We start from the raw sequence: 21,393 nt of genomic DNA on the forward strand, positions 1-21,393 counted from the left end.
CTTCTATGCTTGGGAAAAATTGCTATCTTTCGGTGATGACGACCGAGCAAAATCTCGCTTCCGGGCTCGGCTGGCAGGTGTCGGACGTGATTTGCACGGCCGGCGCCGGCGACAGGCCGTTCGAGGAAGAGCATGGCAGTTTTTGCGTTGCCGCCGTGAGCAGCGGTACCTTCCGCTATCGCACGAGCCAAGGCACGGCGATGCTTGCGCCCGGCGCCATCCTGCTCGGCAATCCCGGCGCCTGCTACGAATGCGGTCATGAGCATGGCGCCGGCGACCGCTGCCTCTCTTTCCATTTTACCCCGGCCTATATGGAGCGCGTCGTCGCCGATGTGCCGGGGGCAACCGGCTTGGCTTTGCCGCCCCGCGCCTGCCGCCCTTGCCGGCGCTTGCGCCATTGCTGGCTGAGGCAGAGGCCGCGCGGGAGACGGGCGATGGCGAGGCGTTCGAGGAGCTCGGCCTGCGCATTGCCGGCGCGGTCGTCGCCGCCGGCTCGGATGCCGGGCCGGCTGACCGGACGCCCAGCCGCCGCGACCAGAAGCGCGTTGCAGAGGCGGTGCGGCGCATCGAGCTCGATGCGGAGCAGCCGCTTTCGCTGGCCGCGCTTGCCGACAGCACGGCCACCAGCCCGTATCACTTCCTGCGCACGTTCCGGCACGTTGCCGGCATGACGCCTTACCAGTTCCTGCTCAGGACAAGGCTGCACCGGGCGGCGGTGCGGCTGCGCAGCTCCGACATGGCGATCTCGACCATCGCCTTCGACGCCGGCTTCAGCGATCTGTCGACCTTCAACCGCCGTTTCCGCCGCGAAATGGGCGAGGCGCCCGGCAGCTACAGGGCCAGGCGCGTTTCCTGATCGATCGCTTTGGTGGTCAGTCCGTGGTCGGCCCGCACCAGCCCGGCAGATAGTCCGCGTCCTTGCCTTTGGCCAAAGTCAGCGCCTGCTTCATCGCCTTGTCGAAGTTTTTCGCGACCGCGTTGCAGTCGATGCGGTGGCGCAGGAAATCCGCCCACAGGAACTCGCTGAACGGCGTGGTGTCCTTGGCGAAGCCGCCTTGCCGCCGCAGTTCGCCGGCGAGGCTGCGATAGGGGTCGTCGACCAGTTCGCCGATCGTCTTTGGTATCGCCGAGTAGTCGCGGCGCTTACCGTTCTCATCGAACGGGTGCATCCAGCCACGGTTGTCGAGCATGAACAGGAACGCGTCCTTGTCGAGCGCCGACAGGTCGCTGATCACGGTCACCAGCACATCCTTGACGCCTTCCTCGAGCAAGGCGCGCGCGAGATGATGGTGATCGGTGACATAGTTGCGCTTTTTGGGGCCTAGCACGACCGGCACCATATGCCTGCCGAGAAAAGCGCCGGTCTTCTTCTTGGCGTCCTGAGCCCGGATCATCTGGCGCTTCAACTCAACCTCACGCAGGCCGACGGTTATCTGCGTCGGCCTCAATTCCTCGACGGGGACCGGGGTGACAATGGGTTCTCGCGGATCAATCATTGTTTTTCGTCCTGTTTTTGCTGCTGCGGTTCCCCCGGACCGAGTGATTTGATGGCGGCGTCGACGCTGTGGAAGATCCGTTGCGGGCCGACCAGTTCGGCGATGCCAAAGCGCTTCAGCGCCGCCTGGGCGCGCAACGATTCCATGCGCGCTATGGCAAACACCACGTTTCTGTCGCGGCAATGGCGAATAGCGTCGATCAGCGCCTGCGCCGCGGTGTAATCGATCTCGACGATGTTGCTGGCCTCCAGCACCACCAGCCTGACGTCCTCGCTCCTGGCGTCGATCAAATCGAGCAGGCCGCGTTTGAAATGGTCGGCATTGACGAAGGAGAGCGGCGCCTGGAACGCCGCGACCAGCACGCCGGGGAGTTGTTTGCCGGGGTTCTGGTCGGTCGGCGGCCACCAGACCGAAGTGCCTGGAACCTCGGCCAATTCGATCGCCCGCGCCCGCGTAAAACTCCAGATGCCGTGCAGCAGCGACAGGCCGATGCCGATGGCGACACCGGTTTCGATCGGCAGCACCACGATTGCCACCATAGTGACCAGGATCAGCGCGAACTCGACCGGCGCCTGGCGGTAGACATTGGCGAACACCTGCCAGCGCAAGATGTGCTGGGCGACGAACATCAGCACGCCGGCAAGTGCCGCCTGCGGCACATTGGCGAGCAGGCTGCCCCCAAAAGTGCTGAGCGCCAGCACGATGGCCGCGGCGATCAGGCCCGAGAATTGCGAACGGCCGCCGCTATGGGCGACGATTGCCGTGCGCGGCGGGCTTGAATTGACGGCAAAGGCGCCGAACAGGCCCGAAAGGATGCTGCCGGCGCCGACGCCGATGAAGTCGCGATTGACGTCCGGCTGGCTGCCGTCCTGCGGGATGAACGAGCGGCAGGTCGCCGCCGTCTGCACCATGACGACGATGGCGATCAGCAGCGCCAGCGGAACCAGTGCCTGCGCGTCCTGGAAGCTGACCAGCGGCACGGCGGGCGTCGGCAGCCCGTTCGGCAGGGCGCCGAGCACTTCGACACCGTGGCCCTTGAGGTCGAAGACGATAACGGCGAGCGTTGCCAGAACCATGCCGATCAGCGCCGCAGGGATACGGGCGCTGATATGCTCGGCAATGAAGACGATCAAAAATACGCCAAGCCCGATCGTCAGGCTCCACGGATTGGTCAGGTGGAGATTGGCGGCGATCTCACTGAGGCGCCGCAGTGTTTCGCCGCTTTCCGGCGGCAATCCGAGCAAGGAAGGCAGTTGCGAGACGATGATGTGGACCGAAATGCCGGCGAGGAAACCGGTTGTGACCGGCACCGACAGGAGGTCGGCGATCCAGCCGAGCCGCAGGAGACCGCTCAGCGCCACCAGGAACCCGACCATCAGCGCCAGCATCGCCGCGAGCGCAAGATAATGCGGCGAGCCTGCGGTGGCGATCAGCGCGAGACCGCCGGCAAACAATGGCGTGATGGTTGAATCCGCGCCCACGGACAAATGGCGGCTGGCGCCGAGCAGCGCAAAAGCCAGCGATCCGGCGACAAAGGCGAAAAAGCCGATCTCCGGTGCGAAACCGCCGAGGCGGGCCGTCGCCATCTGTTCGGGTATGGCGATCGCCGCCAGCGTGATGCCGGCCGCCAGATCGCCATTGAGGTCCTTTGCGGTCCAGCCACTCAGGGCTCGCAGCGGCAGCCAGGGGCTTCGGTTCACTGCGACTGCCGCGTCAGGGTGACGATCCATTGCCGACCTTTACCCCTTTAGCGGCAGCAAAATGCTCTTTGGCCATATCGTCGCAATCAGTGGTATCCATTTGAAATTACCACGAAAATTGTCTCTGGAAAAGTCCGGCCAAGGTTGGAGTTCCGGCGAAGCTTCCTATATAAGCATGCAGTGATTCCCGACAGGATTGTGACCTGATTTGACCGACCAGAAGACACCGCGCGGCAGCGACGGCGGCCCCACCGGCATCGAGCCTATTTCAATCATCGAGGAGATGCAGCGCTCCTATCTCGATTACGCCATGAGCGTGATCGTCAGCCGCGCGCTCCCCGACGTGCGCGACGGCCTGAAGCCCGTCCATCGGCGCATCCTCTACGCCTCGCATGAGAGCGGCTATCACTGGAACCGCAAATATGTGAAGTCGGCGCGCCCGGTCGCCGACGTGATGGGTAAATACCATCCGCATGGCGACGCCTCGATCTATGACGCCCTGGTGCGCATGGCGCAGGACTGGTCGCTGCGCGTGCCGCTGATCGACGGTCAGGGCAATTTCGGCTCGATCGACGGCGATCCGCCGGCGGCGATGCGCTACACCGAATCCAGGCTGACCAAGGTCGCGCATGAGCTCTTGGAGGATATCGACAAGGAAACCGTCGATTTCCAGGACACTTACGACGCCTCGGGCAGTGAGCCCAAGGTGCTGCCGGCGCGCTTCCCGAACCTTCTGGTCAACGGTTCCGGCGGTATCGCCGTCGGCATGGCCACCAACATCCCGCCGCACAATCTCATTGAAGTCTGCAACGGCGCCATTGCCGTCATCGACAATCCGGCGATCGACCTGCCGGCGCTGATGGAGATCATTCCAGGGCCGGATTTCCCGACCGGCGGCATCGTGCTCGGCCGCTCCGGCATCTACAGCGCCTATTCGACCGGCCGCGGATCGATCGTCATGCGCGGCAAGGTCAACATCGAACAGCGCGGCAACGATCGTGAATCGATCATCATCACGGAAGTTCCCTACCAGGTGAACAAGTCGTCGATGATCGAGAAGATGGCCGAGCTGGTTCGTGACAAGCGCATCGAGGGCATTTCCGATATTCGCGACGAGAGCGACCGCCAGGGCTATCGCGTCGTCGTCGAGCTGAAGCGCGACGCCGTCGCCGACGTCATCCTCAATCAGCTCTACCGCTTCACACCGCTGCAGACCTCTTTTGGCGCCAATATGGTGGCGCTGAACGGCGGCAAGCCGGAAGTGATGAACCTGACCGACATGCTGAAGGCGTTCGTCGCCTTCCGCGAGGAGGTGATCAGCCGGCGGACGAAGTTCCTGCTGCGCAAGGCGCGCGACCGCGCCCATGTGCTGGTTGGCTTGGCAATCGCCGTCGCCAACATCGACGAAGTGATCAAGCTGATCCGCACCGCGCCGGATCCGCAGACGGCGCGCGAGCAGTTGATGGAGCGGCGCTGGCCGTCAGGCGACGTCGAATCGCTGATCCTTTTGATCGACGATCCGCGCCATCGCATCAACGAGGACGGCACCTACAACCTGTCCGAGGAACAGGCGCGCGCCATCCTCGAGCTGCGCCTGCAGCGCCTGACCGCGCTTGGCCGCGATGAAATCGCCGATGAACTGAACACGATCGGCGACGAGATCAAGGACTACCTCGACATCCTGTCGTCCCGCGCCCGCATTCAGCAGATCGTCAAGGACGAGCTGGCCGTGGTGCGCGACGAGTTCGGCACGCCACGCCGCACCGAGCTCTCCGAGGGTGGCTCGGACATGGAAGATGAGGACCTGATCCAGCGCGAGGACATGGTCGTGACGGTGAGCCATTCGGGCTACATCAAGCGCGTGCCGCTGTCGCTCTACCGGGCACAGCGCCGCGGCGGCAAGGGCCGCTCCGGCATGTCGACCAAGGAAGAGGATTTCGTCACCCGGCTGTTCGTCGCCAACACGCACACGCCGGTGCTGTTCTTCTCCTCGCGCGGCATCGTCTACAAGGAAAAGGTCTGGCGCCTGCCGATCGGCAACCCGCAGTCACGCGGCAAGGCGCTGATCAACATGCTGCCGCTGGAGCAGGGCGAGCGCATCACCACGATCATGCCGCTGCCGGAGGACGAAACGAGCTGGGGCGAGCTCGACGTGATGTTCGCCACCACGCGCGGCACGGTGCGCCGCAACAAGCTGTCCGACTTCGTCCAGGTCAACCGCAACGGCAAGATCGCCATGAAGCTGGAGGAGGAAGGCGACGAGATCCTCGGCGTCGAAACCTGCACGGACAATGACGATGTGCTTCTGACGGCGAGTTCGGGCCAGTGCATCCGCTTCTCCGTCGGTGACGTGCGTGTCTTCCAGAGCCGCAATTCCGTCGGCGTGCGCGGCATCACCATGGCCGACACCGACCGCATCATCTCGATGTCGGTGATCGAGAATGTCGATGCTTCGCCGGCCGAGCGCGCCGCTTACCTCAAGCGCGCGGCGGCCGAGCGCCGTCTTGCCGCCGGCGCCACCGGCGAGGAGGAAGAGATTGCGCTGACCAACGAGGAGATCGGCGAGGAGGCGGAGCTTTCCGACGACCGCTACGAGTTCCTCAAGGCGCACGAGCAACTGGTTCTGACGGTTACCGAATATGGCTACGGCAAGCGTTCGTCGTCCTATGATTTCCGCCTGACCGGCCGTGGCGGCAAGGGTATCCGCGCCACCGATGTGTCGAAAGTGGCGGAGATCGGTCGGCTGGTCGCGACCTTCCCGGTCGGCAATGACGATCAGATCATGTTGGTTTCGGACGGCGGCACGGTTATCCGCGTGCCGGTCAACGGCATTCGCTTCGCCAGCCGCGCCACCAAGGGCGTGACCATCTTCAATACCGCTGAGGGCGAGAAGGTGGTGTCGGTCGAGCGGATTTCGGAACCGCAGTCTGACGAGGAAGTCGAAGAGATTTCGGGCGAGACGGGCGCCGAAGACGAAGCCCAGGGCGAATAATCCACTACATAAGCACCGGCCAGCGGGCCGGTGCATTCATTCCTTGCAAATCAGAAACGGCGATAGGGCTTGCGGACTACGAAGTGGTCAATCCGCCTGGTATTGGCCTTGACGCGAACCCTTGCTGCTTCCTGATGCAGCCCGAATGCGGTTGCGATCAGCATTACGACGGTCATTGCGGCGGCAAGCATATAGATCAGCATTTGCGTGTTCTCCTGCGCTTACAACGAAAAGATGGGGATTTGGTTTCATCTTCCAAGCTGCAACCTAGAGCACGTCCTGTGATCGATGAATCGATTGTGAAGTGACGGCTGCGTTTTGTGCTGATTCAACGTCCACCTCGATGGAGGTTGACGATGGGAAAAGCATTGAGCGTGGATCTTCGGTCGCGGGTCTTGAAGGCTTCGGACGAGGGCATGTCGGCGCGGCAAGCGGCGGCGCGGTTCGGCGTGGGAGTATCCAGCGCGATCCGCTGGATTGCGCGGGCGAAGATCGGCGAACTGGCGCCCCGCCCACAGGGCCGCCGCCGCGCCTCCAGCCTCGATACGCATGAAGCGTTCATCGTCGGGCTGATCGAGGAGCGCAAGGACATCACGCTGAACGAGATGGTGGAGCGGCTCGTCGCCGAGCAGTCGGTGCGCATCAGCCGCAGTGCCTTGAGCGCCTGGCTTCGCCGCCACGGCTGGACATTCAAAAAAAGTCCGCGCACGCGCTGGAGCAGGATCGCCCCGACATCCTGAAGCGGCGCCGGGACTGGTTCGACGGCCAGCTCGACCTCGATCCGGCGAAGCTCGTGTTCATCGATGAGACCGGCCTCTCCACAAAGATGGCCCGCCTGCGTGGAAGAGCGCCGCGCGGCGAGCGCTGCCGGGCCGGCGTGCCGCATGGCCACTGGAAGATCACGACCTTCACCGGAGCGCTGCGGCTGACGGGCATGACTGCGCCCTTCGTCTACGACGGCGCCATGAACGGCAACGTGTTCCTGGCCTATGTCGAGCAGGTGCTGGTCCCGACATTGTCGGAGGGCGACATGGTCGTCATGGACAACCTGCCCGCCCACAAGGCCGCCGGCGTGCGCGACGCGATCGAGGCCGCGGGCGCGAGCCTGCTCTACCTGCCGCCTTACAGTCCCGACTTCAATCCGATTGAGAACGCCTTCGCCAAACTCAAGGCGCTGCTACGGGTAAAGGCCGAGAGAACCATCAAGGCGTTGTGGGACGCGGTCGGCGCGGTCGTCGACCTCTTCACCCCAGCCGAATGTGCCAACTACTTCAAAGCCGCAGGATATGAACCGGATTAAACAGGACGTGCTCTAGTGAACGCTGCGTGAAGCGTTCGTGATGGTTGCATTCATCTGTCGTTCATGGCGCCGAAAAGGTTCAAAGCTGGATTTGCCTTTGTTTGAGAGGCTCGCTAGAAGCCTGCCATGACCGAACGCACCGCCCTTTACGCCGGCTCCTTCGACCCGCTGACCAACGGCCATCTCGATGTCCTGAAGGCATCGCTCGCGGTCGCAGACACCGTTTACGCTGCGATCGGCATCCATCCCGGCAAGACGCCGCTGTTTTCCTTCGAGGAACGGGTGAAGCTGATCGAGGCGGCGACCAAGGCCGAATTCGGCAAGGATGCCGGCCGCATCAAGGTGGTCGCCTTCGACGGGCTGGTCATCGACGCCGCCCGCAAGCAGGGCGCCTCTATCATGATCCGCGGCCTGCGCGACGGCACCGATCTCGACTACGAGATGCAGATGGCCGGCATGAACGAGACCATGGCGCCGGAGTTGCAGACGGTTTTTCTGCCCGCCAGCCCCTCGGTGCGCACCATTACCGCCACACTTGTCCGCCAGATTGCCTCGATGGGCGGCGACATCCGTCCTTTCGTGCCGGCGGCCGTTGCCGGCGCGCTCACCGCCAAGTTCACCAAATAGGCTTTCCCGGAGATTCCTATGCAGCTGAAGAAGCTCGCCTCGTTCCTTGTCGTGCTTGCCGGCCTTTTGGCCGTGTCCCTGCCTGCCTTCGCCGCCGACAAGGAAAACACCATGATCATCACCTTGAAGGACGGCGACGTGACCATCGCGCTAAGGCCCGACCTGGCGCCCAAGAATGTCGCGCAGATCAAGAAACTGGTGCGCGAAGGCGCCTACGACGATGTCGCCTTCCACCGCGTCATCGACGGTTTCATGGCGCAGACCGGTGACGTCAAGTTCGGCAACATGAAGAAGGGCTATAGCGCCGAAGCGGTTGGCACAGGCAACTCCGACCTGCCTGACCTGCCGGGCGAGTTCTCGCAGACCGAGAAATTCACGCGCGGCGTGCTCGGCATGGCGCGCACGGCCGATCCGAATTCGGCGAACTCGCAGTTCTTCATCATGTTCGCGCCGGCGCCGAACCTCGACGGCCAGTACACCATCGTCGGCAAGGTCGTCAGCGGCATGGATCTTGTCGACAAGATCAAGAAGGGCGACGAGGGCGACAATGGCAGCGTCACCGACCCCGACCGCATGATCAAGGTTCGCATCGCCGCTGACGGCAAATAACCCTCTATTTTAAAAAGGATTTCTGACATGGCTGAGATCAAGGATCGCGAAAACGCGCTGATCATGGAAACGACCAAGGGCAAGGTCGTCATTGAAATGTACCCGGAACTGGCCCCCGGCCACGTCGCCCGCATCAAGGAGCTGGCGCGCGAGGGCGCTTATGACGGCGTGGTGTTCCATCGCGTCATCGACGGCTTCATGGCGCAGACCGGCGACGTCAAATTCGGCAATTCGTCGAAGCCCACCTTTGCTCCTTCGCGTGCGGGCATGGGCGGTTCCGACAAGCCGGACCTGAAGGCCGAGTTCTCCAACGCCAATCACGGCCGCGGCACCCTTTCCATGGCGCGCGCGCAGAACCCGAATTCGGCGAACTCGCAGTTCTTCATCTGCTTCGACGACGCAGCCTTCCTCAACCGTCAGTATACGGTCTGGGGCCAGGTCATCGAAGGCATGGACAATGTCGACAAGATCAAGCGCGGCGAGCCGGTGGTCGATCCCGACAAGATCGTGTCGCTGAAGGTCGCGGCCGACGTCAAGTAAGGGCAAACGACAATGATGGGCGTCGTCTGGTCGCTTCTCGGCATCCTGTCCGGCGCCTTCATTGCCATTCAGGCCCCGATCAATTCGCAGCTGGCGCGCGGCCTGGGTCTCCCGGTTGCGGCGGCTGCGTTTTCGTTCCTGTCCGGCGCTATCGTGCTCGGCATCATCTCCGTCACGGTGGTGAAGCTGCAAGGCATCACGCTGGACTGGAAGGCGCCGGCGCCTTGGCTGTTCGTCGCCGGCGGCATGCTTGGCGGCTTCTACGTCACGCTCTCCACCATCCTGACGCCGCGCATTGGCGCGGCCGCGCTGATGGCATTCCTCGTCGCCGGCCAACTGCTCGCCGGCATGCTCATCGACCGTATCGGTTTCCTCGGCGTCGCAGTGCGCGAGATTTCGTTCGGCCGCGTCGCCGGTGCGGTATTGCTCTTGGCCGGAGCGCTGCTCGTCCGGTTGTTCTGATGCGCGTCGACCTTTTCGACTTCGATCTGCCGGAGGAGCGCATCGCGCTGCGTCCCGCCGAGCCGCGCGACAGCGCCAGGCTGCTGGTCGTCAGGCCCGGCGAAGTCTTGCAGGACCGTATCGTTCATGAATTGCCGTCGTTGCTGCGTGAAGGCGACGTGCTGGTGTTCAACGACACCAAGGTCATCCCTGCGCAGTTGAAAGGCATCCGCAAGCGCGGCGAGGCAACAGCGCAGGTCGAGGCGACGCTGCACATGCGCGTGGCGCCCGACCGCTGGCAGGCCTTCATGCGGCCGGGCAAGCGCATTGCCGCCGGCGACCGCATCCATTTCGGCCATGATGGCAATTCCTGCTTCCTCGGTCAGCTCGACGCGACGGTTATCGAGAAAGGCGAGGCGGGCGAGGTGCTGCTCGGCTTCGATCTGTCAGGCCCGTTCCTCGACGAGGCGCTGCACGCCGTCGGCCACATCCCGCTGCCGCCCTACATCGCCTCCAAGCGTGACGATGACGAACGCGACCGCAGCGACTACCAGACCATCTATGCCAGGGAAGAAGGCGCCGTCGCGGCCCCCACAGCCGGGCTGCATTTCACGCCCGAGCTGTTTGCCGCGCTTGATGCCAGGGGTGTTCAACGCCATTTCGTGACGCTGCATGTCGGCGCCGGCACTTTCCTGCCGGTCAAGGCCGACGACACAGCTGATCACAAGATGCATGCCGAAGCCGGCTCGGTGAGCCCGGAGACGGCCGAGGCGCTGAACGAGGCCAAGGCGCGGGGAGGACGCATCATCGCTGTCGGCACCACATCGTTGCGCCTGCTGGAAAGCGCTGCACGGGCAGACGGCGCGGTCGAAGCCTGGTCGGGACCCACCGATATCTTCATCACGCCTGGTTACCGTTTCCGGACGGCCGACATGCTGATGACCAATTTCCATCTGCCGCGCTCGACGCTGTTCATGTTGGTCTCGGCCTTCAGCGGGCTAGAGACGATGCGCTCGGCCTATGCGCATGCCATCGCGAACCGCTACAGGTTCTACTCCTATGGCGATGCAAGCCTGCTTTTCCGGGTGGAGACGAGCGATGGACGATGATCTCGATAGTATGGACCGCGACACGCTGATTGCCGAAGTGAGGAAGCTGCGCGCCGGCATTCGCGCGCATCGCGACACGACCGGGCACGATCTGTGCTGGCATCACCCCGACCTGTGGGAGCTGTTGCCGGAAAAGACCGAACCGGCGATCGCGGTGCCGCCGTGGCCGAAATTCATGCGCGGCTGCATCCGCGACCGCCAGTCGCTCGACGAGCAGGCACCCGGCGCGCCGGTGCACGACAAGGAATTCAATGGCTGAGACTTTTTCCTTCCAGGTGCTGGCGACCGACGGCACAGCCAGGCGCGGCCTGGTCTCGATGCCGCGCGGCGAAATCCGCACGCCGGCCTTCATGCCGGTCGGCACCGGCGGCACGGTCAAGGCCATGTATATGGACCAGGTGCGCGGCGTCGGCGCCGATATCATTCTGGGCAACACCTATCATTTGATGCTGCGGCCGGGCGCCGAGCGCGTGGCGCGGCTCGGCGGCCTGCATGAGTTCGCCCGCTGGCCGTGGCCGATTCTCACCGACAGCGGCGGTTTCCAGGTGATGTCGCTGTCGAAGCTCAGGAAGCTGACCGAAAAGGGCGTCACTTTCCGCTCGCATATCGACGGCGCTGCTTACGAGATGTCGCCGGAACGCTCGATCGAGATCCAGGGCTTGCTCGATTCCGACATCCAGATGCAGCTCGACGAATGCGTGGCGTTGCCGGCCAAGCCCAAGGAAATCGAGCGCGCCATGGAATTGTCGCTGCGCTGGGCCGAGCGCTGCAAGATGGCCTTCGGCGACCAGCCCGGCAAGGCGATGTTCGGCATCGTCCAAGGTGGCGATAGTGCCGTGCTGCGCGTGCGCTCGGCGCAGGCGCTGAAGGCGATGGAGCTGAAAGGCTATGCCGTTGGCGGCCTTGCGGTCGGCGAGCCGCAGGCGGTGATGCTGGAAATGCTCGACATCACCTGCCCGGAACTGCCGGCCGACAGACCGCGCTATCTGATGGGCGTCGGCACGCCGGACGATATCCTGAAATCGGTGGCGCGGGGCATCGACATGTTCGACTGCGTGATGCCGACGCGCGCCGGCCGCCACGGCCTTGCCTATACGCGGCGCGGCAAGGTCAATCTCAGGAATGCCCGCCATGCCGACGATCCGCGGCCGCTCGACGAGGAGAGCGACTGCCCGGCCGCGCGCGATTATTCGCGCGCCTATCTGCATCATCTGGTGCGCTCGCAGGAGGCGCTCGGCGCGATGCTTTTGACCTGGAGCAACCTGTCCTATTATCAGAAGCTGATGCAGGACATCCGCGGCGCCATCGAGGGGCAGGCTTTCGAAGCACGGTCCGCCGAGATCGCGGAAGGTTGGGCGCGGGGCGATATCCCAGCCTTGTAGAGCATGATCCCGAAAAGCGGAAACCGGTTTTTCGGAAAAGATCATGCTCAAACAAAGAGCTATCAGGTGCTGACCGACGTCGAGGCGCGCAGGCTGCAGCCGGTGATCTTGAAGCTGCCGTCCGGTTGCTGCTGCAGCGTGTAGACGGCCTCATAGTCCTTGCCGTCGGGTCCGACGATCAGCACTTGCTGGACGATCGAGCCCGGACCGGTCTGTTCGACCTTGCCAAAGGAATAGCTCTGCGGCTTGCGCACCGGCGGGTAGCCGTTGGCGACCATGTTCATGAAGGTGTCGACGGTCGGGAAGATCTGCTTCACATTGGGCGCGGCGAAGCTGTAGGCGGTGGCGCCGTCGTTAGCGATGAAGGCTTTCAGCTGGCCATCGATGGCCGTCTGCCCAGCCTTGATCTCGGCGTCGCCGGCGAAGGCGAGCGAGATCACGAACATCGGCATCAAAGCTAATGCGAACACGGCGCGGCGCATGGCCTGTCTCCCCGGAATTTCCATTTTCGCTTTATGCAATTCCGGGCGGAAAACCGCTGGCACTTTTCCTGGAATTGCTTTGGCGAACGTAATCTAACATACGCTCGTCGGCGCGCGGGGGTTTCATCGCCGCGAGAAGATTTCGCCCTTTCGCGCCACGGCGTCGTGTTTAGCAAGTCGTTAAGGCGCAGCGCGCATCGTTGCAGCGGGTGGGCAGACCGTTTCCCGGGGACGGAAAATGTTTGAACGACCAATCGATCGCCGCCTGTTTTTGGTGGGCACCGCAACGCTGCTGGCCCCGGTGCCGGGTTGGGCGGCAGCCATGCCGAGCGTGAAGGACGTCGCCGTCGATCCTGCCATTCCAGCACTTGGCAATCCGCAAGGCGATGTGACGATTGCCGAATTCGTCGACTACCAATGCCCGATCTGCAAGCTTGTCTTCATCGAGCTGCAAAAGCTCATGGCCGAAGACAAAGGCGTTCGCCTGGTGATGAAGGATTGGCCGATCTTCGGCGACGCCTCGCGCGACGCGGCACTTATGGCGCTGTCCGCCGGCTCGCGTTACGCGGAGGTGGTTGACGCGCTGATGGCCAACCAGCGTGGGCTTTCGCCGCACCGCACGGATGCCATTCTCGGTTCCGTTGGCGCCGACGCCGCCGTAATTCGTGCAGGGATCGCCAGCCGCGAGGCCGAACTTGATGGGCTTCTGGCCCGCACCAATGGTCAGGCTGGAGCCTTCGGACTGAGGGGCACGCCGGCGCTCGTCATCGGCGGCAATCTCTACAGGCGCGGCATGCCGGTCGCAGAATTGCGCCACGCGGTCGCCAAGGCGCGCGCCGCCTGATGCTTGAAAGCCGGGCGGCAGTCTGCCACAAGGGCCGCTTATTCTTGAAGCAGGCTGGCAGGACCGGGCAATGAAGGCATTTTTCGTGCAGATTAAATGCGATCTGGGTAAGTCCTATGAGGTCGCCAGCGCGCTCGCCGATGCCGAGATCGCCTCCGAGATCTACTCGACCGCCGGCAATTTCGACCTGCTCGCCAAATTCTATATCGACGACGAGGAAGACGTCGGCCACTTCGTCAACGAGCAGGTGCAGATCCTGCCGGGAATCAAGGACACCTTCACGATCGTCACCTTCCGGGCGTTCTGACACGTCCGATGCCCGGTCGCCGGGCAGAGCCTGACCCAAGGCGGCAGGCCTTGCCTTAATCTTGGGCAATTCCGCCATAACGACCGCCGCTGCCTCGCAAATCACCGATTGCGCTTGATTTTCTCCCGGCAAGGCCATTCAAATGGCCTCATAGGGGAGTAGGCGATTGGCAGCGTTCGACGAAATGCTTCCGGAAGTCTCCGGATTGAGAAGACCTTATGAGGGGTACGATCGCTGGCTGAAGGAGCAGGATCCAGCCAGGCTTACCGAGAAGATGCAGGATGCCGAGCGCGTTTTCCGCAAGACCGGCATCACCTTTGCCGTCTATGGCGAGCAGGAAGCGTCCGAACGGCTGATCCCCTTCGACATCGTTCCGCGTATCATCTCCGGCAATGAATGGCGCCGGTTGACGCAAGGCATCGAGCAGCGCGTCCAGGCGCTCAATGCCTTTCTCGACGACATCTACCATCGCCAGGAGATTCTGCGCGCCGGGCGTGTGCCGCGGGACCTGATCGCCAAGAACGAAGCCTTCCTGCCCGAAATGATCGGGGTCAAGCCGCCGGCTGGCGTCTACACCCACATCATCGGCGTCGATATCGTCCGCATCTCGGAAAATGAATTTTACGTGCTGGAGGACAATGCCCGCACGCCGTCCGGTGTCTCCTACATGCTGGAGAACCGCGAGACGATGATGCAGCTCTTTCCCGAGCTGTTCCAGAAGATCAAGGTCAGGCCGGTCGAGAATTATCCGCAGTTGTTGCGCCAGTCGCTAGCGGCCGTGCGTCCGCAGAGCACCAAGGGCGCGCCGACCATCGCGGTGCTGACGCCGGGCTCCTACAACTCGGCCTATTTCGAACATGCCTTCCTCGCCGACCAGATGGGCGTGCAGCTTGTCGAAGGGCAGGATTTGCGCGTCATCGACGGCCATGTCGCGATGCGCACGACCGAAGGCTACAAGCAGATCGACGTGCTCTATCGCAGGGTGGATGATTCCTTCCTCGATCCGCTGACCTTCCGGCCGGACTCCGCGCTCGGCGTTCCAGGCATCATGGATGTCTACCGCGCCGGCAACATCACCATCGCCAACGCGCCGGGAACCGGCATCGCCGACGATAAGGCGATCTATTCCTACATGCCCGAGATCGTCGAATTCTACACCGGCCGCAAGGCGATCCTGGGCAACATCCCGACCTGGCGCTGCTCGGAGCCGGACAGCCTGAAATATGTGCTGGAACACATCCACGAGCTGGTCATCAAGGAAGTGCACGGCTCCGGCGGCTACGGCATGCTGGTCGGCCCGGCGGCGACCAAGAAGGAATGCCAGGAATTCGCCAAGAAGCTGCAGGCGAAACCCTCGAATTACATCGCACAGCCGACACTGGCATTGTCGACCTGCCCGATCCTTACGGAAAAAGGTCTGTCGCCGCGTCATGTCGATCTTCGGCCTTATGTGCTGGTCTCCGACCGCATCCAGATCGTGCCGGGTGGCCTGACGCGTGTGGCGCTCAAAGAGGGCTCGCTTGTTGTGAACTCGTCGCAAGGCGGGGGAACGAAGGATACCTGGGTGTTGGATGATTGAGAGAGCGAATAGAGAGTAGCGAATAGCGAGTAGGGGAAAGAGGGGAATACGACGGCAATCAATTCCTACAGAGATCTGATCATTTGGAAGGCGGCCTTGAAGTTGGCGGTAGATTGCTACTCGGCCACGAAAGGCTTTCCGAACAGCGAAGCATACGGGATGACTTCCCAGATACGACGCTCGGCAGCCTCCATTGCAGCGAATGTTGCGGAAGGTCACGGAAGAGAAAGTACGGGAGCCTTTATCCAATTTCTTCGTGTGGCGCAGGGCTCTCTAAAAGAGTTGGAGACACATCTCATTTTGTGTGGAGAGGTAGGATTGATGGTCGAAGCGGAAGTCGCCAGATTGCTTGGTCAAACTGACGAGATCGGAAAAATGATGCGTTCGATGATCAGGAGCCTGCAACAAAAATCATGAAATATTTTTCTCCCTACTCGCTACTCCCTACTCGCTATTCGCTCGACACCGCTATTCGCTATTCGCTCGACACCGGAGCAAGCTGATATGCTTTTGGGCCGCACCGCCAACGGTCTCTACTGGATGAACCGCTATATCGAGCGTGCCGAAAACATGGCGCGTCTGGTCGATGCCGGCCTGCGCATGGCGCTGACGCGCACGCAGAGCGCTGCCGAGGAGTGGAATTCGGTGCTGCTCAGCGCCGGCTCCGACGTCGCCTTCTCGCGAAAATATCAGGATTACACGGCCGCCAACGTCTCCGACTTCCTGCTGCGCGACACGTCCAATGCATCAAGCACGATGTCGTCGATCGAGACCGCGCGCAACAATGCCCGCATGGTGCGTACCGCGCTGACGCGCGAGACATGGGAAAGCATCAACGAGGCCTGGATGGCGCTGAAGCGCATGCTGGCAAGGCCGATCGACGAGCGCGACCTGCCGAATGTGCTGGACGCCATCAAGCGCGAGACGGCGCTGATCCGCGGCTCGTTCTACGGCACCATGCTGCGCAACGAGATCTTCGATTTCTCGCAGCTTGGCACCTATGTCGAACGCGCCGACAACACCGCGCGCATCCTCGACGTGAAATACTATGTGCTGTTGCCGTCGCTGTCCTGGGTCGGCTCGACGCTCGACAATTATCAGTGGGAATCGATCCTGCGTTCAGTGTCGGCGCATCGCTCCTATCGCTGGGTTTATGAAGCCGACTATAAGCCGACGAACATAGCCGACTATCTTATCCTCAATGTGCGCATGCCGCGCTCGCTTACCTTCTGCTATCGCTTCCTCGGCGAGCATCTGAAATTCCTCAGTGACGACTATGGCGAGCGCCATGCCTGCCACGCCACGGCGGAAAAGATCCAGGCGACGCTGCGGCGCGGGTCGATAAAGGACATTTTCGACCACGGCCTGCACGAATTCCTGGCCGAATTCATTCGCGACAACACCAGGCTGGGCGACGAGATCGCCCAGGACTATCGTTTCTTCTGATCGTGCGCTGACATCGAGGCGGGCACCATGCGGCTCAAGATCACCCACCGAACCGAGTACAGCTACGATGCGCCGGTGCAGTATCTGCTACAGCGCCTGCGCCTTTTGCCGCTCAGCGGACACACCCAGACCGTTGCGGCCTGGGCGATCAACATCGAGGGCGCGCGCGGCGAGGTGCGTTTCACCGATCAGTTCGGCAACGATACGCGCCTGGTGAGCGCGGAAGGCGGCCACAACACCATCGCGCTCGAAGCGACAGGCGAGGTGACGACGCGCGATACGGCAGGGGTATCGGGCCCGCACCAGGGCTTCGCGCCACTCTGGCTGTTCTGCCAGCAAACGCCGCTGACCACCGCCGGTGATGGCATCCGCGCGCTTGTCGGGTCGCTCGGCGAGGGGAGCGATATCGACCGACTGCACCGGCTGATGGCCACGATTGGCGAGCTCGTCGTCTACAAGCCAGGCGCCACCAGTGTGGTTACGCCCGCTGAGGAGGCCCTGGCGCTGAAGAGCGGCGTCTGCCAGGACCACAGCCACATCTTCGCGGCCGCGGCGCGCGCGATGGGTTTTCCCGCCCGCTATGTCAGCGGCTATCTGATGATGGACGCAGCAATCGAACAGGCGGCCAGCCATGCCTGGGCGGAAGCGCATGTTGCCGGGCTCGGCTGGGTCGCCTTCGACCCTGCGAACGGCATCTCGCCTGACGAGCGCTATGTGCGCGTCGCGACGGGACGCGACTATCGCGATGCCTCGCCGGTATCGGGGATAGTGCTGGGCCACGCGGAAGAGAAGCTTGCGGTCACCGTTTCGGTGGAGCAGTAATCCCGGTCAGAGCAGTCCAGCGATTTGAAAGAATCGCCGAACTGCTCTAACCATCTGTTTTTTGCGCAATTCCGGACCGAAACCGCCAGACACTTTTCCTGGAATTGCGCTGGGATCCGCTTCCAGAAGGCAATTATGACCTATTGCGTCGGCCTCAAGATCGATCGCGGGCTCGTGTTCATGTCGGACACGCGCACCAATGCCGGCATGGATTTGATCTCGACCTTCAAGAAAATGCATGTCTGGGAACAGCCGGGCGAGCGCGTCATCGTGCTGATGTCGGCCGGCAATCTCGCCACGACCCAGGCCGTCGTCAGCCTGCTTGAAGAGCGCAACAAGGCGATCGGCGAGCGCCACACGGCACTGCTCGAGACGCCGTCCATGTACCAGACGGTACGGCTGGTTGGGGAGACGGTGAAAGAGGTGATCGCCAATGCATCGCCGTCTGGCGACAAGGCCGATTCCTATTTCAATGCCTCGTTCATCCTCGGCGGCCAGATCAAGGGCAGTCCGCCGCGGCTGTTCATGATCTATCCGGAAGGCAACTTCATCGAATCGACCGACGACACGCCGTTCTTCCAGATTGGCGAGACCAAATACGGCAAGCCGATCATCATCCGCGCCTATGACCGCGCGATGAGCCTGGCCGAAACGGTGAAGCTGCTTCTGGTTTCCTTTGACTCGACGCTGAAATCGAACCTTTCGGTCGGCCTGCCGCTCGATCTGTTGTTCCTGGAAAAGGACGCGTTCCAGGTCGGGCTGAAGAAACGGATCGGCCAGGACGATCCATATTACCGCACCATTTCCGAGGGTTGGTCGAACGCCTTGAAGACGGCCTTTGCCAGTCTGCCGGATTTTCCGGGGTAGGGCCGGGCAATTCCCCGGCCGTTGCCTGATTCTATTTAACCTGTTAATCAAAAATTGACACTGTGCGTAGTGCTGCGCACTTGGCCGGATTGGGAGGACATATGGACAGCAAGGAGTTCCGCGACTGGTCGAGACGGGCGGCTGACTGGGGCGTCGATTACCGTGCCGGCCTGCGCGACCGTCCAGTGCGGCCGGCGATCGCTCCGGGCGACATATTCAGGAGCATCGAAGCCTCGCCGCCCGAGACGGCCGAGCCGATGGAAAAGATCTTCGCCGATTTCGAAGACAAAATCGTGCCCGGCATGACGCATTGGCAGCATCCGCGCTTCTTTGCCTACTTCCCGGCTAACGCAGCACCCGTTTCGGTGGTGGCCGAGTATCTGGTCTCGGCGATGGCCGCGCAGTGCATGCTCTGGCAAACCTCGCCGGCGGCGACCGAGCTCGAGACGCGCATCGTCGACTGGATGCGCCAGGCGCTTGGCCTGCCGGAGGGTTTTTCCGGCGTCATCCAGGATTCGGCATCGTCCGCCACGCTTGCGGCCGTGCTCACCATGCGCGAGCGGGCGCTCGACTGGCAGGGCAACAAACAAGGGCTGGCGGGGCAGGCGACGCTGCGCGTCTACTCTTCCGATCAGGTCCATACCTCGATCGACCGCGCCATCTGGGTCGCCGGCATCGGCGAGGACAATCTTGTCCGCATCCCGGCTTCAGGGCGCTACCGCGCCATGGATACCGCGGCTTTGGAAGCGGCGATCATTGCCGACCGCGCAGCGGGGCTGCTGCCTGCCGGCATCATTGCTTGCGTCGGCGGCACCAGCACCGGCGGCACCGATGACATCGCCGCCGTCGCAGCGGTCGCCAAACGGCATGGCCTTTATCTGCATGTCGACGCCGCCTGGGCCGGATCGGCGATGATCTGTCCGGAGTACCGGCATTTCTGGGCCGGCGTCGAAGGCGCCGATTCCATCGTCTTCAACCCGCACAAATGGCTTGGCGCGCAGTTCGACTGCTCGATCCAGTTCGTGCGCCAGCCGGAAGACCTGGTGCGCACGCTGGCCATCAAGCCGGACTATCTCAAGACGCGCGGCCATGACGGCATTATCAACTATTCGGAATGGTCGGTGCCGCTCGGCCGCCGTTTCCGGGCGCTAAAGCTCTGGTTCCTGCTGCGTGCCCATGGCCTCGAAGGCCTGCGCGCCATGATCCGCAACCATGTCGCCTGGAGCGAAGGCCTGGCCGCGCGGCTGGCGAAGGAGGCGGATTTCGAGCTCGTCACCGAGCCCATGCTGTCGCTGTTTTCGTTCCGGCACCGCGCGCCGCAGGGCGCCGATCCGGACGAGCATAATCTGCGCCTGGTGGACGCCATCAACACGGATGGTCGCATCTACCTGACGCAGACCCGGGTCGACGGCCGCGTTGCCATCCGCTTCCAGGCGGGCCAGTTCGAGGCGACGGCGGCGGATGTCGAAATGGCTTTCGATGTCATCTGCGAATGTGCAAGGTCGCTGGCCTGAGGGGATTTCGCGGCGGTCCCGCCGCCAGGATTGCGAGCAAGCACATGGGCGGGCGAGGCGAAGAGGCTAGCCAGAATCTGACGGGCGTCTGGAACGGGCGATACTTCTATCCGCGGGAACTTGAGCCGGTCGCCTTCGTCGCGACACTGATCGAGACGGCGAGCAGATTGATGGGAACGACGCACGAACCCGGGAGCGCGACGGCCGGCACGGTGAAATACGCAACGCTGCGCGGGCAGCGCGACGGCAGCAGTGTCAGCTTCGTCAAGACATACGACAATGCCGGATTGCAACCGATCGACTATCTCGGAATCCTGAATGGCAACGCCACGAAGATCGAAGGCACCTGGCGGATCCGTGGTAACTGGTCAGGCAAATTCCTTATGATCCGAGTGCCAGGCAAAGCAGCGGCGATCGTTCGCAAGGTGGCGGAACGGGTCTGACTTTATCCTGGCTGAGGATTTTCATTAGCCGGCACGTGCCTTTTTCATCGCTTTCGTTTTCGCTTATAGAGAGGAAAAACGAAAACGGGGGAGACGCGCGATGTTTCTGTCGCCACGCCATGCCGAAATCATCCAGATGGCGAAGGATCATGGCCGCGTGCTGGTCGATGATCTGGCGACACACTTCAACGTGACGCCGCAGACCATCCGCAAGGATCTTAACGACCTGTGCGACCAGCGCCTGCTCACCCGCATCCATGGCGGGGCGCTGTTTCCCTCCGGCATCGAGAACATGGAATATGAGGCGCGGCGCAAGATCGCCGCCGACGAGAAGGAGGCGATCGGCAGTGCGGCGGCGCGACTAATCCCGGACAATGCCTCGCTGTTCATCAACATCGGCACCACCACCGAGGCCGTCAGCAAGGCACTCCTGGATCATAACGGACTTATGGTCATCACCAATAACATCAACGTTGCCAATAGGATGCGCATCTATCCTTCGATAGAAGTGGTAATTGCCGGCGGCGTGGTGCGCGGTTCCGACGGCGGCATAGTCGGCGAGGCGGCCGTTGATTTCATTCGTCAATTCAAGGTCGACTATGCGGTCATCGGCGCTTCGGCGATCGACCATGACGGCGCGTTGCTCGATTTCGATTTCCGCGAAGTGAAGGTGGCGCAGGCCATCATCGCCAATGCCCGCCATGTCATTCTGGTTTCCGACCGGACCAAGTTCGAGCGCACGGCGCCGGTCCGCATCGGCCATCTTTCGCAGGTCAACACCTTCATTACCGATCGCTGCGATATTCCCTCGGTCCGCCGGATCTGCGAGGAAACCGAAGTTCGCCTGATCGAGACGGCGCTTGCATAGGCTTATATCACGGACGTCTCACATG

At 62.5% G+C, this 21,393-nt stretch carries 23 protein-coding genes and 1 pseudogene; 20 read left to right on the forward strand and 4 right to left on the reverse strand.

Annotated features, from left to right (window positions below; genetic code table 11):
* The first annotated feature begins 35 nt into the window (after nt 1–35).
* Nucleotides 36–856, forward strand: a pseudogene (locus tag ACVDG8_RS36195) (helix-turn-helix transcriptional regulator).
* A gap of 16 nt (nt 857–872) precedes the next feature.
* Here the strand turns inward: ACVDG8_RS36195 and ACVDG8_RS36200 are convergent.
* On the reverse strand, nt 873–1,496 hold the full coding sequence (locus tag ACVDG8_RS36200; RefSeq protein ID WP_447252758.1) for a ParB-like protein: 624 nt from the start codon (nt 1,494–1,496) through the stop codon (nt 873–875).
* Complete coding sequence (locus ACVDG8_RS36205; protein WP_455707455.1) at nt 1,493–3,226, reverse strand: SulP family inorganic anion transporter; 1,734 nt, start codon at nt 3,224–3,226, stop codon at nt 1,493–1,495. Before ACVDG8_RS36205 ends, ACVDG8_RS36200 begins: the two co-directional genes overlap by 4 nt.
* 178 nt (nt 3,227–3,404) lie before the next feature.
* Between ACVDG8_RS36205 and gyrA the strand changes: the two genes are divergently transcribed.
* The gene (gene gyrA / locus ACVDG8_RS36210) at nt 3,405–6,188 is read left to right on the forward strand and encodes a DNA gyrase subunit A (protein ID WP_447252760.1); all 2,784 of its coding nucleotides are present in this window, start codon (nt 3,405–3,407) and stop codon (nt 6,186–6,188) included.
* A gap of 50 nt (nt 6,189–6,238) precedes the next feature.
* Here gyrA and ACVDG8_RS36215 read toward each other — a convergent pair whose 3' ends face one another.
* Nucleotides 6,239–6,391, reverse strand: a complete 153-nt coding sequence (locus tag ACVDG8_RS36215) for a hypothetical protein (protein WP_371010680.1) — start codon at nt 6,389–6,391, stop codon at nt 6,239–6,241.
* Nucleotides 6,392–6,544: 153 nt separating this feature from the next.
* Between ACVDG8_RS36215 and ACVDG8_RS36220 the strand changes: the two genes are divergently transcribed.
* From ACVDG8_RS36220 to tgt, 8 genes are all read left to right on the forward strand, one after another.
* Nucleotides 6,545–7,488 (forward strand): IS630 family transposase gene (locus tag ACVDG8_RS36220; protein ID WP_447252761.1). Its coding sequence is split into 2 segments (ribosomal slippage): nt 6,545–6,881 and nt 6,881–7,488, totalling 945 coding nucleotides; the frame shifts between segments, so codons are not numbered across the junction.
* 126 nt (nt 7,489–7,614) lie between these two features.
* Nucleotides 7,615–8,115, forward strand: a complete 501-nt coding sequence (coaD, locus tag ACVDG8_RS36225; protein WP_447252762.1) for a pantetheine-phosphate adenylyltransferase — start codon at nt 7,615–7,617, stop codon at nt 8,113–8,115.
* An 18-nt stretch (nt 8,116–8,133) separates the two neighbouring features.
* On the forward strand, nt 8,134–8,724 hold the full coding sequence (locus ACVDG8_RS36230; RefSeq protein WP_447252763.1) for a peptidylprolyl isomerase: 591 nt from the start codon (nt 8,134–8,136) through the stop codon (nt 8,722–8,724).
* 27 nt (nt 8,725–8,751) lie between these two features.
* Nucleotides 8,752–9,264, forward strand: a complete 513-nt coding sequence (locus tag ACVDG8_RS36235) for a peptidylprolyl isomerase (RefSeq protein WP_447252764.1) — start codon at nt 8,752–8,754, stop codon at nt 9,262–9,264.
* Between the two features lie 12 nt (nt 9,265–9,276).
* Nucleotides 9,277–9,726, forward strand: coding sequence for a DMT family transporter (locus ACVDG8_RS36240; RefSeq protein WP_447252765.1), 450 nt, complete (start codon nt 9,277–9,279; stop codon nt 9,724–9,726).
* On the forward strand, nt 9,726–10,814 hold the full coding sequence (queA, locus tag ACVDG8_RS36245; protein WP_447252766.1) for a tRNA preQ1(34) S-adenosylmethionine ribosyltransferase-isomerase QueA: 1,089 nt from the start codon (nt 9,726–9,728) through the stop codon (nt 10,812–10,814). The genes ACVDG8_RS36240 and queA overlap by 1 nt, the downstream gene beginning before the upstream one ends.
* The gene (locus ACVDG8_RS36250) at nt 10,804–11,073 is read left to right on the forward strand and encodes a hypothetical protein (RefSeq protein ID WP_447252767.1); all 270 of its coding nucleotides are present in this window, start codon (nt 10,804–10,806) and stop codon (nt 11,071–11,073) included. Before queA ends, ACVDG8_RS36250 begins: the two co-directional genes overlap by 11 nt.
* Nucleotides 11,066–12,196, forward strand: coding sequence for a tRNA guanosine(34) transglycosylase Tgt (tgt, locus tag ACVDG8_RS36255; protein WP_447252768.1), 1,131 nt, complete (start codon nt 11,066–11,068; stop codon nt 12,194–12,196). Before ACVDG8_RS36250 ends, tgt begins: the two co-directional genes overlap by 8 nt.
* Before the next feature lie 62 nt (nt 12,197–12,258).
* Here the strand turns inward: tgt and ACVDG8_RS36260 are convergent, their stop codons facing one another.
* Nucleotides 12,259–12,678 (reverse strand): DUF4864 domain-containing protein, encoded by a 420-nt coding sequence (locus ACVDG8_RS36260; RefSeq protein ID WP_447252769.1) that lies wholly within the window; start codon nt 12,676–12,678, stop codon nt 12,259–12,261.
* A gap of 238 nt (nt 12,679–12,916) precedes the next feature.
* Between ACVDG8_RS36260 and ACVDG8_RS36265 the strand changes: the two genes are divergently transcribed.
* From ACVDG8_RS36265 to ACVDG8_RS36310, 10 genes are all read left to right on the forward strand, one after another.
* Nucleotides 12,917–13,522: a DsbA family protein gene (locus tag ACVDG8_RS36265; RefSeq protein WP_447252770.1), complete on the forward strand. Its 606-nt coding sequence runs from the start codon at nt 12,917–12,919 to the stop codon at nt 13,520–13,522.
* Nucleotides 13,523–13,592: 70 nt separating this feature from the next.
* A complete protein-coding gene (locus ACVDG8_RS36270) occupies nt 13,593–13,829 on the forward strand; it encodes an Lrp/AsnC ligand binding domain-containing protein (protein ID WP_447252771.1) in 237 nt (78 codons plus the stop codon).
* A gap of 166 nt (nt 13,830–13,995) precedes the next feature.
* A complete protein-coding gene (locus tag ACVDG8_RS36275; RefSeq protein ID WP_447252772.1) occupies nt 13,996–15,408 on the forward strand; it encodes a circularly permuted type 2 ATP-grasp protein in 1,413 nt (470 codons plus the stop codon).
* A 96-nt stretch (nt 15,409–15,504) separates the two neighbouring features.
* Nucleotides 15,505–15,825 carry a four helix bundle protein gene (locus ACVDG8_RS36280; RefSeq protein ID WP_455707456.1) on the forward strand — a complete coding sequence of 107 codons (321 nt, stop codon included), beginning with the start codon at nt 15,505–15,507 and terminating at the stop codon, nt 15,823–15,825.
* Between the two features lie 87 nt (nt 15,826–15,912).
* Entirely contained in the window at nt 15,913–16,854 is a 942-nt protein-coding gene (locus ACVDG8_RS36285; RefSeq protein WP_447252773.1) for an alpha-E domain-containing protein, read from the forward strand.
* 27 nt (nt 16,855–16,881) lie between these two features.
* On the forward strand, nt 16,882–17,676 hold the full coding sequence (locus ACVDG8_RS36290; RefSeq protein ID WP_447252774.1) for a transglutaminase family protein: 795 nt from the start codon (nt 16,882–16,884) through the stop codon (nt 17,674–17,676).
* A gap of 135 nt (nt 17,677–17,811) precedes the next feature.
* A complete protein-coding gene (locus ACVDG8_RS36295) occupies nt 17,812–18,543 on the forward strand; it encodes a peptidase (RefSeq protein WP_455707457.1) in 732 nt (243 codons plus the stop codon).
* A gap of 101 nt (nt 18,544–18,644) precedes the next feature.
* Complete coding sequence (locus ACVDG8_RS36300) at nt 18,645–20,057, forward strand: pyridoxal phosphate-dependent decarboxylase family protein (RefSeq protein WP_447252776.1); 1,413 nt, start codon at nt 18,645–18,647, stop codon at nt 20,055–20,057.
* 44 nt (nt 20,058–20,101) lie between these two features.
* Nucleotides 20,102–20,500, forward strand: a complete 399-nt coding sequence (locus ACVDG8_RS36305; RefSeq protein ID WP_447252777.1) for a hypothetical protein — start codon at nt 20,102–20,104, stop codon at nt 20,498–20,500.
* A gap of 100 nt (nt 20,501–20,600) precedes the next feature.
* The gene (locus tag ACVDG8_RS36310; RefSeq protein ID WP_447252778.1) at nt 20,601–21,368 is read left to right on the forward strand and encodes a DeoR/GlpR family DNA-binding transcription regulator; all 768 of its coding nucleotides are present in this window, start codon (nt 20,601–20,603) and stop codon (nt 21,366–21,368) included.
* The last annotated feature ends 25 nt before the right edge of the window (nt 21,369–21,393 follow it).

The sequence above is a fragment of the Mesorhizobium sp. ORM8.1 genome, assembly GCF_053005525.2.